Source organism: Burkholderia sp. APQ4-4ca, from assembly GCF_057837105.1.
The window spans coordinates 1-13,075 of sequence record NZ_JBYQCG010000157.1 but is presented as its reverse complement, the minus strand read 5'-3'; the positions used below and the strand labels follow the sequence as shown (position 1 = coordinate 13,075).

Here is a 13,075-nt window from a genome sequence, read left to right as displayed (position 1 = left end):
TGGAGCAACGGCGGAAATCGGACGTAGGTGAGCGCTACCGATTTCATTGCGACCGTACCCGCCCGGCCACGTAACGGCAGCTTCGTTCCCTCCCGAACAGCAAGGGGTTCCACCCATTACATTCGAATATTTCCTCTAATCCGCAATTGCGGCTCGCGATCCGAAAGCAGCCTGCAAGACTGGCCGCCGCGCTGTTCCACAGTTCGGGAAACGTTCGGGTTCGGCTGGCCCCATTTTTGTGCCTGCGCGAAGCGGTTCCTGACGAGTCGCTTCCAATGACCACATAGTGCGATACGGCGTGCCGCCATTGACACGCAAACGCCATGCATCCACGTCGCGCTCTCGTCTACGGCCACGCACATTCCGGCGCTGCAACGAACGACTCGTGCGTGTGAGCGACGCGCGTTGCCGCGCCGTCGTGCCGCGAACCGGTTCCGCCCACCGGGCCCGTCATTGCCCGCGTGAACGGCGCTGCGCGCGCAGTCATGCGCCCCGTTGTCAGAACTGACAGCTATGGAAAATGGCAGCTACCCGAACGGCACCGACGCCCTACGCTCGTCACCGCTCGCGGCCCCACAAGGGCCGGGGTTCCAGTAACGTCGCCTCTCCTAAAAAGGACTCCCGATGAAAAGGAACGCCTGGTTTGCCCTTCCCCTTCCGTCGCCCCGCCGCCTCGCGTGCGTGGCACCGCTCGTGTTCGCCGCCGCAGCGGCGCACGCGACGACGGATTGGGTCGATACTCATACGAAGGCCTTTCTGACCGGCCCGCAGTTGATGGCGCGCAGTGCGGCGCCGTCGCGCGAACTGGCAGCCGGTGAAACGACCAATGTCGTCGTCAGCCTGAAGCTGCGCAACGCCGCGCAGCTCAAGCAACTGGCGCGCGACGTGAACCGGCCCGGCAGCGCGCATTACCGCCAGTACCTGACGCACGAGCAGTTCCTCGCGAACTACGCGCCGACCGACGCGCAGGTGAAGTCGGTCGTCAATTATCTGCACAAGAGCGGCTTCACGAACGTCGAGGTCGCGCCGAACCGGCTGCTGATCTCGGCCAGCGGCACGGCCGGCACGGTGAAGGCCGCGTTCAACACGTCGCTCGTGCACTTCGACTATGCGGGCCGCTCGGGCTTCGCCAACACGTCGACCGCGCAAGTGCCGCGTGCGCTCGGCGACGTCGTCGGCTCGGTGCTCGGGCTGCAAAGTGTCGCGCGGGCGCGGCCGATGCTGCGCATCGGCAACGTGGCGAAGCCGCAGGCGCTCGCGGCCGGCACGGCGACAGGCCACTATCCGAAGGAATTCCCGGGCCTCTACAACGCGACCGGCGTGCCGACCGCCGCCGGCGTGACCGTCGGCATCATCACGATCGGCGGCGTATCGCAGACGCTGCAGGACCTGAAGCAGTTCACGTCGAGCAACGGCTACGGCACGGTCACGACGCAGACCGTCAAGACCAACGGCACGGGCGGCAGCTACAGCGACGACCAGGACGGCCAGGGCGAATGGGATCTCGACAGCCAGTCGATCGTCGGCTCGGCCGGCGGCCAGGTCGGCAAGCTGGTGTTCTACATGGCGGACCTGAACGCCGCCGGCAACACGGGCCTCACGCAGGCGTTCAACCGCGCGGTGTCGGACGACACCGCGAAAGTGATCAACGTGTCGCTCGGCTGGTGCGAAACCGACGCGAACGCGGACGGCACGATCGACGCCGAAGAGCAGATCTTCACGACGGCAGCCGCGCAGGGCCAGACGTTCTCGGTATCGTCGGGCGACGAAGGCGTGTACGAGTGCAACAACCGCGGCTACCCGGACGGCTCGAACTACACGGTGTCGTGGCCGGCTGCGTCGCCGCACGTGCTCGCGATCGGCGGCACGACGCTCTACACGACGTCGGCCGGCGCGTTCTCGAACGAGACGGTGTGGAACGAAGGACTCGATTCGAACGGCAAGCTGTGGGCGACGGGCGGCGGTGTCAGCACGATCCTGCCCGCGCCGTCGTGGCAGTCGGGCAGCAATCGCCGGTTGCCGGACGTCGCGTTCGATGCCGCGCAAAGCACGGGCGCGTACATCTACAACTACGGCCAGCTGCAGCAGATCGGCGGCACGAGCCTCGCCGCGCCGATCTTCACGGGCTTCTGGGCACGGCTGCTCGCGGCGAACGGCACGGGCCTCGGCTTCCCGGCCGGCAACTTCTATGCGGACATTCCGTCGCATCCGTCGCTCGTGCGCTATGACGTCGTGTCGGGCAACAACGGCTATCAGGGGTACGGCTATACCGCCGGCACCGGCTGGGATCTGACGACCGGCTTCGGCAGCCTGAACATCGCGAACCTCAACCAGCTGATCAAGTCGGGCGGGTTCTGAGCGATGCATGAAAGCTGGCGCGCGGCGAGGGTGTGCCGTGCGCCGGTCGCGACCGTGCCGCGCCCTACTCCGCCGCCGGTTCCTTCACCGGCTCCGACACGACCGGCGCGCCGGCCCGATGCGACGGCGCGAACAGCCGCAGCCCGCTCGCGACGCTCGCCGCGCCCGCGAAACCCGCACCGAGCATCAACGCCAGCGTCGGCCCGTGGCGGCCCGCGATCCCGAACGACAGTGCAACCAGCGCCGCGCCCGTCGCCTGCCCGATCAGCCGCGCGGTCGCGATGATCCCGCTCGCGCCGCCGCTGCGTTCGGGCGGCGCGCTCGACATCAGTGCTTTCAGGTTCGGCGACTGGAAGAAGCCGAAGCCCGCGCCGCACAGCATCATCCGCCAGCCGATGTCGACGACACCCGGCGACACCGGCAGCGCGGCGAGCGACACCATCCCCGCACTCAGCAACGCGAGCCCGATCGCGCCGAGCAGCCCGGGCGGATAACGATCCGACAGCCGCCCCGCGATCGGCGCGGCGAGCGCGACGATCGCCGACCACGGCGTCATCAGAAAACCCGTCTCGACCGCGCTGCGATGCAGGACGGTTTCGAAATAGAACGGCAGCGACACGAACGCGAGCCCCTGCGCGGCGAACGCGCACACGGCCGTCAGCGCGGACAGCGTGAACACGGGCCGGCGGAACAGGTCGACCGGCAGCATCGGCGCCGGATGGCCGGCCTGCCGGCGGATCAGCAGCCAGCCGAACGTGAACGCCACCGCGGCGGCAGTGCACACGACCGAGAGCGGCCCGCGCTGCGCGAATTCGCCGAGCGCGAAGATCAGCGACGCGAACGTGATCACGTTGAACAGCGCAGCCACCGGATCGAATACATGCTTGCCGCGCGCCGTCTGCGGCAGCGAAGGAATCGCCACGGCCAGCGCGAATACGCCGAGCGGCACGTTCACCGCGAACAGCCACGGCCACGCGGCCACCGACAGGATCAGCGACGCGATCGTCGGCCCCACCGCGAACGACACGCCAACGACGAGCGCGTTGAAGCCGACGCCGCGCCCGAGCCGGTGCGCCGGGAACAGGCCGCGGATCAGCGCGACGTTGACGCTCATGATCGCGCTCGCGCCGAAGCCCTGCACGATGCGCGCGGCGGTCAGCATCGGCAGCGTCGATGCGAGCGAACAGCCGAGCGACGCCAGCGTGAACACCGCCAGCCCGGCGACATACACGCGCTTGTGGCCGACGATGTCGCCGAGCGACGCGAACGGCAGCAGCGTCGCGACCATCGCGAGCTGATACGCGTTGATGATCCACACGGAGGCGGCCGGCGACGCATGCAGGTCGGCGGCGATGGCGGGCAGCGCGGTGTTCGCGATCGCGGTGTCGAGCGTCGCGAGCGCGACGGCCAGCAGCACGGCGGACATCGCGCGCCAGTTGACGGCCGGCTCGTGCGCGCCGGCGGGGGAAGCGAATTCGGACAAGATGGGCTCGGCTGACGAGCGACGCGCGGCGTCGCGGATTGAGCGGCGCGGCGGCGGCGTGCCGGACGGCAAGACCGGCGCGCGCGTTGCCGCGATCCGTATTGTTGCAGAGCCGCATCAAACCTGCAGGCGGCCGCCGCGTCAGTCAGCGAAACGAAAGCTGGCGAGATGCCGTGCCTTGCGCCCGGCATCGTCGATGCGCACAACGATCGACGATCCGGCGGCTGCCGGGCGGCCGTTCGAGCTCGCGTCCCGCTTCGTCGTGTCGGCGCTGGGGGCCGGCCCGGCCGCGTCTGCCGGCGACATCACGCATCGGCAATGCGCCGATGCGTGGCATGCGCGCGCCGCCGTCGCGCCACCACGTCAGGTCAGGTCACCGCACGCCGCGCATTGCGGCCGCGCAGCCATTCGAGCGCGAGCAGCAGGCTCGTCGAGAAGATGATCAGGATCGTTGCGAGCGCAGCGATCGTCGGGCTGATGTTCTCGCGGATGCCCGTGAACATCTGGCGCGGCAGCGTCGTCTGGTCGGCGCCCGCGAGAAACAGCGTGACGACCACTTCGTCGAACGACGTCGCGAATGCGAACAGCGCGCCCGACATCACGCCCGGCGCGATCACCGGCAGCGTCACGCGGAAGAACGTCGTGACCGGGTTCGCGCCGAGCGACAGGCTCGCGCGCACGAGGTTCTGGTTGAAGCCCTGCAGCGTCGCGGCCACCGTCGTCACGACGAACGGCACGCCAAGCGCCGCGTGCGCGGCGATCAGCCCCGTGTAGGTATTCGCGAGCCCGAGCGGCGCGAAGAACAGATACATGCCGACGCCGACCACGACGACGGGCACGATCATCGGCGACAGCAGCACGGCCATCAGCAGCCCCTTGCCGCGGAAGTCAGCTTTCGTCAGGCCGATGGCCGCGAGCGTGCCGAGCACGGTCGCGACGACAGTCGCCGACGGCGCGACGATGAAGCTGTTCTTCGCGGCCATCCGCCACTCGTCCGATGCGATCAGGTTCTCGTACCAGCGCATCGAGAAACCCGGGATCGGATACACGAGGAACGTGCTCGACGAGAACGACAGCGGCACGATCGCGAGCACCGGCAGGATCAGGTACAGCAGCGTCAGCACGACGAGCACGCGCAGCGCGACGTACCACGCGCGCTCGACGAACGACATGTGCGGCGCGAACAGCGGCCTGGCGAGTTTCATGGTCGGCATCCCCTTCCCGTTTCCCTGTGCCCGGCGCTCAGCCGAGGCTCACGTTGGTGCGCGTGAAGCGCCCGTACACCGCATACAGCACGAGCGTCGCCGCGAGCAGCAGCCCGCCGAGCGCACACGCCATGCCCCAGTTGATCGTCACGTTCGTGAAGTACGCGACGTAGTAGCTGACCATCTGGTCGTTCGGCCCGCCGAGCAGCGCGGGCGTGATGTAGTAGCCGATCGCGAGGATGAACACGAGCAGCGCGCCCGCGCCGACGCCCGGATAGGTCTGCGGCACGTACACGCGCCAGAACGCGGCGAACGGATGGCTGCCGAGCGACACCGCCGCGCGCTGGTAGGTCGGCGGAATCGACTTCATCACGCTGTAGAGCGGCAGGATCATGAACGGCAGCAGGATGTGCGTCATCGAGATGTACACGCCGACGCGGTTGAACAGCAGCGAGAGCGGGTGCGAGATCAGCCCGCTGCCGATCAGCGCCGTATTGATCAGCCCTTCGCTCTGCAGCAGCACGATCCACGCGGCGACGCGCACGAGCACCGACGTCCAGAACGGAATCAGCACGAGGATCATCACGAGGTTGGCGCGCCGCTCCGACAGCGTCGAGATCCAGTATGCGAGCGGATAGCCGAGCAGCAGCGCGAACAGTGTGACGGCCACGCCGATCACGAACGTGCGCCCGAAGATCGCGAGGTAGATCGACTGGTCGGGATCGGCCTGCACGATGTGGCCGAAGCCGTCCTGCTTGTGGTCGAGCGCGGCGAGCAGGTAGAACGGCGACACCTGGCTGCCGTTCTTCGCGATCGCCTGCCAGTACGCGACGTCGCCCCAGCGCGCATCGAGATCGATGAATTTCGCGCGGGTCTGCGCGGGCGTCGGCGCCGCGTCGCCGTCGCCCTTCAGCGGCATCGCGCGCGCCGTCTTCGCGACGAGCGAGCGATAGCCGGGAATCTCGGTGTTCAGGCGCCGTGCGAGCGCGCCCATCGCCTCGCTGTCGGCCACCTTCGTCATGTCGGCCGCGAGCGCGACATACGCGGCGTCCGCCGGCGGCGTCTTGCGGTCCCAGCCCGACAACGCGGCGATCGTGTTCGGCAACGCGGTCGCGATCTCCGGGTTCTGCACCGCGCGCGTGAGCAGCGTGCCGATCGGCACGACGAAAATCAGCAGCAGGAAAATCGCGAGCGGCGCGATCAGCAGCAGCGCCATCGTGCGCTTGCGGGACTCGGCAGCCTTCAGCTCGCGCTTGAGCGCGGCGGTCGACGGCGAGGAAGGCGCGATCGTCATCGTGTTCAATGGTTCTCTCCGGCCGGGCACGTTCCGGCGGAATGCCGCGCGACGCGATCGACGCGTCGCGCGGCCGGTTGCATCACGACACCCGTGAGGATGCCCGACCGCTTACTTCGTTGCCCACGCGGCGAAGCGCTGTTCGAGCTCGTCGCTGTGGTCGGTCCAGAAGCCGATGTCCTCCAGTACCGCGTTCTTGCCGTTGGCCGGCGAGTTCGGCAGGTTCGCGAGCGTCTTCGCGTCGAGCGACTTGATCGCCGCGACGTTCGCCGGGCCGTACGCGATGTGCTGCGCATACGCCTGCTGCGGCTTCGGCGTCAGCGTGTACGCGATGTACTGCTCGGCCAGCGCCTTGTTCGGCGAGCCCTTCGGAATCGCCCAGTAGTCGAGATCGTAGATGCTGCCGTTCCACACGACCTTCAGGTTCTTGCCTTCCTTCTGCGCGGCGTCGATGCGGCCGTTGTACGCGGTCGACATCACGACGTCGCCGGCGACGAGGAACTGCGGCGGCTGCGCACCCGCTTCCCACCACTGGATGTACGGCTTCAGCTCGTCGAGCTTCTTGAACGCGCGATCCTGGCCGGCCTTCGTGCCGAGCACCTTGTAGACGTCCTTCGTCGCGACGCCGTCGGCCATCAGCGCGAATTCGAGGTTGTAGCGCGCGCCCTTGCGCATCCCGCGCTTGCCGGGGAATTTCTTCACGTTCCAGAAATCGGCCCAGCCGGTCGGCGCCGACTTCAGCTTGTCCGCGTTGTACGACAGTGCGGTCGACCACACGAAGAAGCCGACGCCGCACACCTGCGGCGCTTCCGGAATCAGGTCGGATTTCTTCGCGATCTTCGACCAGTCGAGCTTCTCGTACAGCCCTTCGTCGCAGCCGCGGTTCAGGTCGCCCGATTCGACTTCGACCACGTCCCAGTTGACGTGCTTCGCCTCGACCATCGCCTTCACCTTCGCCTGCTCGCCGTTGTATTCGACGGCCGTGACCTTGTTGCCGGTCGCCTTCTCGAACGGCTGGTTGAACGCGACCTTCTGCGCGTCGCCGTTCGCGCCGCCGAAGTTGACGACCGTGAGCTCGGCAGCGGCGGCCGATGCGCCGAACGCGACCAGGGCCAGCGCGAGCGCCGTGCGACGCGCGGTAAGGCTTGCTCGTTTCATGATGGTTCCTCTCCTCTCGTGGTGGAAGTGGGCTTTGTTGTTGACGACGTGCTGCGGAAAACCGGGTGAGCCATGCTCACGCGAACACGCGCAGGTGTTCGGGCGAGAATGCAAGCGAAACCGGCGCACCGGGCGAGAACGCATCCAGCGCGCCGGTGCCGAGCGGCACCTTCACGAAGCATTCGTCCTGGCCCGGCAGTGCGCAGCGCATGCGCACGTGATCGCCGAAATAGATGAGGCTGCGCGCCTCGCCGCTCACGCAATTGGCGGCGCCATTCGTGCCGTTCGAGCCATTCATGCCGTGCGCGGCGAGGCTCATGCGCTCGGGGCGGATGCACGCGACGGCCGATGTGCCCTCGGCGGCTTCGCCGATATGGCGGCCGACGAGCTTCGTGCCGTCGTCGAGCCGGAACTCGCAGAATTCGCCGTCCACGCGCGCGATGGTGCCGCGCAGCCGGTTGCTGTCGCCGATGAAGTTCGCAACGAATTCGTTGCACGGCGATTCGTACAGGCGGTCGACGGTGTCGAGCTGCTGCACGATGCCCTTGTCGAACACGGCGACGCGATCGGACATCGTCAGCGCCTCGCCCTGGTCGTGCGTCACGTACACGAAGGTCACGCCGAGCTTTTCGTGCAGCGCCTTCAGTTCGTATTGCATGTGTTCGCGCAACTGCTTGTCGAGCGCGCCGAGCGGCTCGTCCATCAGCACCAGCTTCGGCTCGAACACGAGCGCGCGGGCCAGCGCGATGCGCTGCTGCTGGCCGCCCGACAGCTGCGCCGGATAGCGTTTCGCGAAGCGCTCCATCTGCACCATCTTCAGCGCGTGCGCGACGCGCTCCGCGCGCTCGGCGGCCGGCAGCTTGCGCACCGTCAGCGGATACGCGACGTTCTGCTCGACCGTCAGGTGCGGAAACAGCGCGTAGTTCTGGAACACCATGCCGATGTTGCGCTTGTGCGGCGGCACGGTGTTCAGCAGTTCGCCGTCGAGGCGGATCTCGCCGCCGGTCGGGAATTCGAAGCCGGCCAGCATCATCAGGCAAGTCGTCTTGCCCGAGCCGGACGGCCCGAGCAGCGTCAGGAATTCCCCGCGGTGGATGTCGAGGTCGAGCGATTTGACGACGAGCGTCTCGCCGTCGTAGGTCTTCCGCACGCCGCGAAAGCTGACGATCACATCATCGGACTTCATCGTGGCTATCCCCTGGTTCCGCGACAATTGATTTTGAGATGCGAGCCACTATACGGCCCGCACGGTTCTATACTAGGGAACCATTTCAATATTCCTAGTAGGACCACTTTGGATACCGTGATCCTCGCCGACTGGCTGTCCGCCCGAGTGGACCGCAACTCGCCCGAACCGATGTACCGGCAACTGCTGCAACTGATGCAGCAGGCCATCCTGACCGGGGAATTGGGGCCGGGCACGAAGCTCCCGAGTTCGCGTACGCTCGCGGGCGACCTGTCGATCGCGCGCAATACCGTGCTGCACGTGTACGACCAGCTGACGGCCGAAGGCTACGTGCTGACGACGACCGGCAGCGGCACCTACGTGGCCGACACGCGGCCGGACGCCGCCGCGATCCGCGTGCCGGGCGCCGCGCCGCCGTCGTCAACCTTCGATGAACCGCCGCCGCCCGACGCGCAGGGCAGCCTGTCGATGCGCGGGCGGCAACTGGTCGAGCATGCGGGCGTGTCGCGGCGCCAGTGGGGGGCGTTCATGCCGGGCGTGCCGGACGTGTCGGAATTCCCGAGCCGCACGTGGAGCCGCCTGCAGGCGCGACTGTGGAAGGAGGCCAATCCGGAGCTGCTGACCTATGCGCCGGGCGGCGGCTACCGGCCGCTGCGGCGCGCGCTCGCGGATTACCTGCGCGTCGCGCGCTCGGTCAAATGCTCGCCGGACCAGGTGATCATCACGACCGGCATCCATCAGTCGATCGATCTCGCCGTGCGGCTGCTGTCCGACATCGGCGATCGCGCGTGGGTCGAGGAACCGTGCTACTGGGGCGTGCGCAGCGTGCTGCAGGCGGCCGGCCTCACGCTCGCGCCGGTGCCGGTCGACCAGGAAGGGCTGGATCCGCGCGCGAGCGACATGCAGCATCCGCCGCGGCTCGTGCTCGTCACGCCGTCGCATCAGTACCCGCTCGGGATGGTGATGAGCCTCGCGCGGCGCCGCATGCTGCTCGAATATGCGCGCCAGCATCGCTGCTGGATCATCGAGGACGACTACGACAGCGAATTCCGTTACGGCAGCCGCCCGCTCGCGTCGCTGCAGGGGCTCGACGAGGGAGGCCGCGTGATCTACGTCGGCAGTCTCGGCAAGATGCTGTTCCCGGGGTTGCGGATGGGCTACATGGTCGTGCCCGAGCATCTGGTCGACACCTTCCGCACCGGGCTGTCGGAGCTGTATCGGGAAGGCCAGCTGATGCAGCAGGCCGTGCTCGCCGAATTCATCATGGACGGCCACCTCACTTCGCACGTCAGACGAATGCGCACGCTGTACGGCGAGCGCCGGCAACTGATGATCGACGCGATCCGCGCGCGCTTCGGCGACGCGCTGCCGGTGATGGGCGACGAGGCCGGCCTGCATCTGGTGCTCGGCCTGCCCGACGCTTGCGACGATCGCGCGGTCACGCAGAGCGCATTCGACGCGGGCGTGATCGTGCGCCCGCTCACCAGCTACTACAGCAACCTCGATACCGCGCGGCAGGGTTTGCTGCTCGGCTATGCCTGCGTCGCGCACGAAGGCATTCGCCCCGCGTTCGACACGCTCGCCGATACCATCGAGCAACACCTGCCGCGGAACGTCACGCGCGCGGCGTGAAGCCTGCCGCACGCGGCGGCACCCGGTTCGTCAATGCGCGCTGCCCGCGCCACGATCGAGCGACGCTGCGCGCACGGCTTCGCCGGGCTTCGTGAACACACGCTGCCGCAGCGCGGCAATCTGCGCGTCCCGATCCTGCGGCGACAGGCCGGCCGACTCGATCTGCGCACGCTGCGCCGCGTAGTCCGCGTAACGGCTCTGCCACGACGCATCGTCCTGCTGCATCTGCGCGACGCGCGCGGCGGCCGCAGGGCCGAGCGTCTGCGTCAGTTGCGCGCGCATCGCGTCGGGCGTCGCGCCGCTCTTCTGCAATTGCGCGATCTGGTCGATCGCGGCGCGCTGCCGGTCCACCCGCTGCTGCGCCGCGCGTTCGTCGGCCGGCATCTGCTGCTCGAGCGCCGCGAGCCGCTCCGCCTTCTGCGCGTCCGTCAGTGAGCGATCCTGAACGATCTTCAATCGTGCGAGGTCGTAGCGCTGCCGCCACTGCTCCGCGCCGAAGAACGGCTGGCTCCAGTCGCCGAGCGTGCGGTACGCGATCGATGCGCGCTGGTCGAGCGCGAGTTGCAACGCGCCGAGGTCGGACTTGTCGACCGCGCCGGCGTCGGGTAATTGGGCGAGCGCGTCGAGATACGCGCGATACCGGTGCCACACGTCGAGCGCCTCGGCCTGCGCGACCGTGCCGTCGAGCTGCGCGGCGATCTCGCGTACGACGAACGCATCGAGCGCGGCCGCGCTCAGGTCGCTCTGCGCGGTCAGGCAATAGTCGAAGAAATCGCGCACCGCGCGCGACTTCGCGAGATGGCCGCCCGCATCGAGCGGCAACCGCGGCGCGCTTGAACCGGCGAGCGACGGCGGCAGGCCTGCACTCGCCGGCACCGCTGGGTGCGGCGCGGCGGCCGCCACGCCGCCCACCGCGGCCGCATCCGGCGCGTCACCCGCGGCGCCCGTGCCGCGATGCGATCCCGCACCGCTCCACATCGCGACGCCGGCAATCGCCGCCAGCCCGACGACACCATAGATCGCGGCGCGCCGCGCCAGCGGCACGCGCCCTTCACGTGCCGTCATCGATCACACGCCCGCGAGTTTCAACCGGTTCGCATGCGTGCGGATCACCGCGACCGGATCTTCCGCATACGCGCCGCGCACGCCGAGCAACTGGTTGATCTCGTCGAGATGGTTCCATTTGTAGGTCGTGCTCAGCACCTTGCCGTACAGCGCACTGCACTTCGACACGAGCCCGTCGTTCTGGCCCGAGCCGCGGTTGATCATCACCGTGCCCGTTCCGAGCAGCGCGAGTGTCGACAAGTCGAGCGCGTTTGCCGGATCGACGACCGGAATCGTGCTCGTGTCCGTCGCGCCCGTCACGCCGAGCACGGAAAGCGTCGGCTGCACCGCCGTGCCGGCCCACGAATACAGCAGATGCGTGTTGCCGCCGACGGTTTCCGTGGGCGCGCCGGTCTGGCAGCTTCCTGGCGCGCCGAGGCCCGCGCTCGGATAGTTCTGGTTGTAGATGGCGGCCTGCGCGGTCGTCAGCGTCTTCAGCGACGCGAGCGCGTCCTGATTCGTGTTGTGGCTGCTGCTCGTCAGGATCCCGAACACATTGACGAATGCGGCGATCACCGTCGACGACAACCCGGTCGGATCGTACGCGAGCACGCTCTGCACGAAGTCGGCGAACTCGGAGCCGCGATGCGGCGTGCCGATCGTCGTCACCGACGCGACGAGATCGGGCGCGACGGCCGCGACATAGCGCGACGTCAGCCCGCCCTGGCTGTGACCGACGAGATTGACCTTGGTCGCGCCGGTCGCGGCGAGCACCGTCTTCACGTAAGCGAGCAGCTGTTCGCCGCGCCCGTTCGGGCCGTCGTCGCGCTGGAAGCCCGACAGGTTCGCGACGTAGACGGTCGCGCCATGCTGCTGCAGGTCTTCCTGGATGCCGTACCAGTACTCGAGTACGCCCGCATACTTGTCGGTGCCGGTCAGCCCGTGCACGAGAATGATCGGATAGCGCGTCGCCGCATAGTCGTCGGCGGGCGCGGTTGCCGCCATCGCCGTGTGCGTCGTCGCGAGCGTCGTCACCGCGGTCGTCGCCGCGAACGGCGCGACGCTCATCGCGCATGCCACTGCCCCTGCCATTACCCTGGAACGCATCGATCTGGCCATGCATGTTCTCCTGATTATTGTGCTGCCGGTGCGAATGACACCGGATCGACACGCACGCCGCATTGCGCGCACCGCGCGGGTCGAATGCGGGAGTGAAGCACGACTGGCGAACGTTTGAGCCTCGACTAGATACGGTTCTCTAATCGGTTGACGCGCGCCGCCCGTTCGGGCGGTGCGGCGTTCAGGCATGCGGATGCTGCGACGCACACGCGCGTTGCGGGCTACAGCTTCGCGCTCACGCGCACCCATGCGGTACGCCCCGGCTCCATGACCGGCGCGTTCGCCGGATAGCCGAAACCGGCATTGCCGGCGAGATTCAAATGCTCGGTGTAGGCCCTGTTCAGCACGTTGTCGACGCCGACCGAGATCTGTACGGTCTTGCCGACGTTGTACTGCGTATGCAGCGACAGCACGCCGAATCCGGCGCTTGGGCCGAAGTCCTTGCCGACCACGTTGCCCTCGTTCATCGCATAGCGATGCTGCGGCGCAACGATGCGCCACAGGCTGCCAGCCGACCACGCGCCGCGCGTGTATTCGAGCCCGATGCGCGCTTCGAGCGGCGGCATTTGCGGCAGCGGATCGCCGCTCGCCACGTT

The 13,075-nt window shown here is 68.0% G+C and carries 10 protein-coding genes; 2 read left to right on the top strand and 8 right to left on the bottom strand.

Going from position 1 to position 13,075, the window contains the following annotated elements; translation table 11 throughout:
* Positions 1-624 precede the first annotated feature (624 nt).
* On the top strand, positions 625-2,358 hold the full coding sequence (locus tag AC3IFE_RS18760; protein ID WP_489191529.1) for a S53 family peptidase: 1,734 nt from the start codon (positions 625-627) through the stop codon (positions 2,356-2,358).
* Positions 2,359-2,422: 64 nt separating this feature from the next.
* Here AC3IFE_RS18760 and AC3IFE_RS18755 read toward each other — a convergent pair whose 3' ends face one another.
* The 5 genes from AC3IFE_RS18755 to AC3IFE_RS18735 form a co-directional block, all read right to left on the bottom strand.
* Positions 2,423-3,841: an MFS transporter gene (locus tag AC3IFE_RS18755; protein ID WP_089469456.1), complete on the bottom strand. Its 1,419-nt coding sequence runs from the start codon at positions 3,839-3,841 to the stop codon at positions 2,423-2,425.
* A 368-nt stretch (positions 3,842-4,209) separates the two neighbouring features.
* A complete protein-coding gene (locus AC3IFE_RS18750; RefSeq protein ID WP_089469455.1) occupies positions 4,210-5,046 on the bottom strand; it encodes an ABC transporter permease in 837 nt (278 codons plus the stop codon).
* 37 nt (positions 5,047-5,083) lie between these two features.
* Positions 5,084-6,340, bottom strand: coding sequence for an ABC transporter permease (locus tag AC3IFE_RS18745; RefSeq protein ID WP_179233492.1), 1,257 nt, complete (start codon positions 6,338-6,340; stop codon positions 5,084-5,086).
* 111 nt (positions 6,341-6,451) lie between these two features.
* Positions 6,452-7,498, bottom strand: a complete 1,047-nt coding sequence (locus tag AC3IFE_RS18740) for an ABC transporter substrate-binding protein (RefSeq protein WP_489191527.1) — start codon at positions 7,496-7,498, stop codon at positions 6,452-6,454.
* 76 nt (positions 7,499-7,574) lie between these two features.
* A complete protein-coding gene (locus tag AC3IFE_RS18735) occupies positions 7,575-8,684 on the bottom strand; it encodes an ABC transporter ATP-binding protein (protein WP_489191526.1) in 1,110 nt (369 codons plus the stop codon).
* A gap of 108 nt (positions 8,685-8,792) precedes the next feature.
* Here AC3IFE_RS18735 and pdxR point away from each other — a divergent pair, with 108 nt between their 5' ends.
* Positions 8,793-10,316 (top strand): MocR-like pyridoxine biosynthesis transcription factor PdxR, encoded by a 1,524-nt coding sequence (gene pdxR / locus AC3IFE_RS18730; RefSeq protein WP_489191524.1) that lies wholly within the window; start codon positions 8,793-8,795, stop codon positions 10,314-10,316.
* A gap of 30 nt (positions 10,317-10,346) precedes the next feature.
* Here pdxR and AC3IFE_RS18725 read toward each other — a convergent pair whose 3' ends face one another.
* The 3 genes from AC3IFE_RS18725 to AC3IFE_RS18715 form a co-directional block, all read right to left on the bottom strand.
* The gene (locus tag AC3IFE_RS18725; RefSeq protein WP_489191523.1) at positions 10,347-11,381 is read right to left on the bottom strand and encodes a lipase secretion chaperone; all 1,035 of its coding nucleotides are present in this window, start codon (positions 11,379-11,381) and stop codon (positions 10,347-10,349) included.
* 3 nt (positions 11,382-11,384) lie between these two features.
* Positions 11,385-12,479 carry a triacylglycerol lipase gene (locus AC3IFE_RS18720; protein ID WP_489191522.1) on the bottom strand — a complete coding sequence of 365 codons (1,095 nt, stop codon included), beginning with the start codon at positions 12,477-12,479 and terminating at the stop codon, positions 11,385-11,387.
* Between the two features lie 221 nt (positions 12,480-12,700).
* Positions 12,701-13,075 (bottom strand): TonB-dependent receptor domain-containing protein (locus tag AC3IFE_RS18715; protein ID WP_489191521.1); only part of this gene is annotated, 375 nt, incomplete at its 5' end.